At 69.4% G+C, this 2,831-nt stretch carries 3 protein-coding genes; all 3 read left to right on the plus strand.

Going from position 1 to position 2,831, the window contains the following annotated elements; all coding sequences use genetic code 11:
• A partial coding sequence (locus tag V7067_RS17115; protein WP_334177096.1) for an SDR family oxidoreductase occupies nucleotides 1-300 on the plus strand: 300 nt, incomplete at its 5' end.
• Between the two features lie 13 nt (nucleotides 301-313).
• Entirely contained in the window at nucleotides 314-1,402 is a 1,089-nt protein-coding gene (locus tag V7067_RS17120; RefSeq protein ID WP_334177097.1) for a sugar phosphate isomerase/epimerase, read from the plus strand.
• Nucleotides 1,403-1,427: 25 nt separating this feature from the next.
• Nucleotides 1,428-2,597 (plus strand): Gfo/Idh/MocA family oxidoreductase, encoded by a 1,170-nt coding sequence (locus V7067_RS17125; RefSeq protein WP_334177098.1) that lies wholly within the window; start codon nucleotides 1,428-1,430, stop codon nucleotides 2,595-2,597.
• Nucleotides 2,598-2,831: the final 234 nt, after the last annotated feature.

The raw sequence follows: 2,831 nt of genomic DNA on the forward strand, positions 1-2,831 counted from the left end.
CAGCTCAACATCGGCTGGATGGCGTCGGACGGCGAAGACCGCATCCAGCGCACCTTCCACGGCGCCGATCCGGACTGGCTGAAGAAGGCGGCGGTCGCCCAGCCGTTCGGCCGGCTGATCGCGCCGGAGGAGGTGGCGGCGATGGTCGCCTTCCTCGCCTCCGACGATGCCGGCATCATGACCGGCTCGGTCATCAACTTCGACCAGACGGTGTGGGGCGCCCACGCCGCCGCCGCGCCGGCCCCCGAGCAGGCGATGACGCTGGAGGGCACGCGCTTCGCCCCCGTTGCGGCCGAATGAGGCGGGGGCTTCCATGCGCACCCTGAAAGGGCCGGGCGTCTACCTCGCGCAGTTTGCGGCCGACGAGGCGCCCTACAACTCCCTCGACAGCCTTGCCGGCTGGGCGGCGGCCAAAGGCTTTGCCGGCGTGCAGATCCCGACGTGGGATACGCGCCTCATCGATCTGCGCCGGGCGGCGGAAAGCCCGGCCTATTGCGACGACCTGAAAGGCCGGCTGGCCGATCACGGACTGGTCATCACCGAGCTTGCCTCCCACATCACCGGCCAGCTCGTGGCGGTTCATCCCGCCCACGACGCCATCATGGACGCCTTTGCCCCGCCGCAGGTGCGGGGCAATCCGGCGGCGCGGCGGGCGTGGGCGGAACAGCAGATGGCGTTTGCCGCCCGCGCCAGCCGCAATCTGGGGCTCGACCGGCACGTCACCTTCTCCGGGTCTCTGCTGTGGCCCTATCTCTACCCCTATCCGCAGTGGCCGGAAGGGCTGATCGACGAGGGCTTCGACGAACTGGCCCGCCGCTGGCGGCCGCTTCTGGACACCGCCGACGAGCACGGCGTCGACTTCTGCTTCGAGATCCACCCTTGCGAGGATCTGCACGACGGCTGGAGCTTCGAGATGTTCCTTGAGCGGCTGCAGGGCCATCGGCGCTGCGCCATCATGTACGATCCCAGCCACTTCGTGCTGCAGGCGCTGGATTATCTGGCCTTCATCGACCACTACCACGAGCGCATCCGCGCCTTTCATGTGAAGGATGCGGAGTTCCGCCCCGACGGCAAATCCGGCGTCTATGGCGGCTATCAGCCGTGGTCGCGGCGCGCCGGCCGCTTCCGCTCGCCCGGCGACGGGCAGGTCGATTTCGGCGCGATCTTCACCAGGCTCGCCACCTTCGATTACGACGGCTGGGCCGTGCTGGAGTGGGAGTGCTTCCTGAAGCACCCGGAAGACGGGGCGGCGGAAGGCGCCCGCTTCATCCGCGAGCACATCATCCGCGTTGCCGACCGCGCCTTCGACGATTTCGTCAGATCCGGCGCCGACCGTGCCGCCAACCGCGCGATGCTCGGGCTTGCCCCGGACGCGGTGCCGGAGCCGGCGCCCGCGCAGTGAGACCCCGTTTCAGGGCAGGACCATCATGAGTGAGACCTATCAGCGTCCGCTGCGCCTCGGCATGGTCGGCGGCGGCGAGGGCGCCTATATCGGCAACATCCACCGCATTGCCGCCCGCATGGACGGGGCATGGGTGCTGACCGCCGGTGCCTTCGATGTCAGCCCGGCCCGCGGCCATGCCTTCGCCGCCGGCCTCGGCATCGATCCGGCGCGCTCTTATGACGACTTCGCCGCGCTCATTGCCGGCGAGCGCGGCCGCGCCGATGCCATTGATGCGGTGGCGATCTGCACGCCGAATTTCACGCACTTTCCGATTGCGAAGGCGGCCCTCGAAGCGGGCTTCGACGTTATCTGCGAAAAGCCGCTGACGGCGACGCTGGACGAGGCGGTGGAGCTGGAGCGGCTGGTGCGCGCCAGCGGCCGTTTCATGGGCGTGACCTATACCTATTCCGGCTATCCGATGGTGCACGAGGCCCGTGCGCGGGTGGCGGACGGGGCGCTCGGCCGCATCCGCACGGTGCAGGTGGAATATCCGCTGGAATGGATGGCAACGCCCATCGAGCGGGCCGGCAATGCCCAGGCCGCCTGGCGCACGGACCCGAAGCGCAACGGTCGCGGCGGCTCCGTCGGCGATATCGGCACCCATGCCTATCACCTCGCCGGTTTCGTCACCGGGCTGAAGCTGGAGGCGCTGACGGCCGATCTGGCGACCTTCGTCGAAGGCCGGGCGCTGGACGACAACGCCCACGTTCTGCTGCGCTACGAGGGCGGCGCGCGCGGCCTGCTGTGGTCGTCGCAGGTGGCGCTGGGCTCTTCCAACGGCATCCGGCTGCGCGTCTTCGGCGAAAAGGCGTCGCTGGCGTGGTTTCAGGAGCAGCCGAACGAACTGCTGCTGGCCCCGCTCGGCGGCGAGACCCGGGTCGTCAAGCGCGGCACCGACGGGCTGAGCGCGGCGGCGAAGGCCCGCACCCGCACCCCGCCGGGACATCCGGAAGGCTATCTGGAAGCCTTCGCCAACCTCTATGCCGGCTTTGCCGAGGCGATCCGTGCCCGCCGGCAGGGCCGCGAGGCGGGCGAGATCGGCCGCAACATCCCCACCGCCGGTGACGGGCTGAAGGGGGTCGCCTTCGTCGAGGCGGTGGTGGACAGCCACGAGGCCGCCGACCAGCCGTGGCTGAAGCCGGTGGCGGTCTGAGACCGCCGGCCAGCACCGGTCAGAACAACAAGGCGCCGCAACAGGCGCCGCGACAGGCGGGGAAAACCCAATGGAGCCCAACACCCGGCCGGCCGACGTGCCGGTCAAGACACTCGATGTCATCACCATCGGCCGCGCCTCGGTCGATCTCTACGGCGATCAGGTCGGCGGGCGGCTGGAGGACATGGGATCCTTCAGCAAATATATCGGCGGCTCGCCCTGCAACATGGCGGC

Origin of the sequence: Pseudoxanthobacter sp., assembly GCF_036822375.1 — a bacterium.
Lineage (GTDB): Bacteria > Pseudomonadota > Alphaproteobacteria > Rhizobiales > Segnochrobactraceae > Pseudoxanthobacter.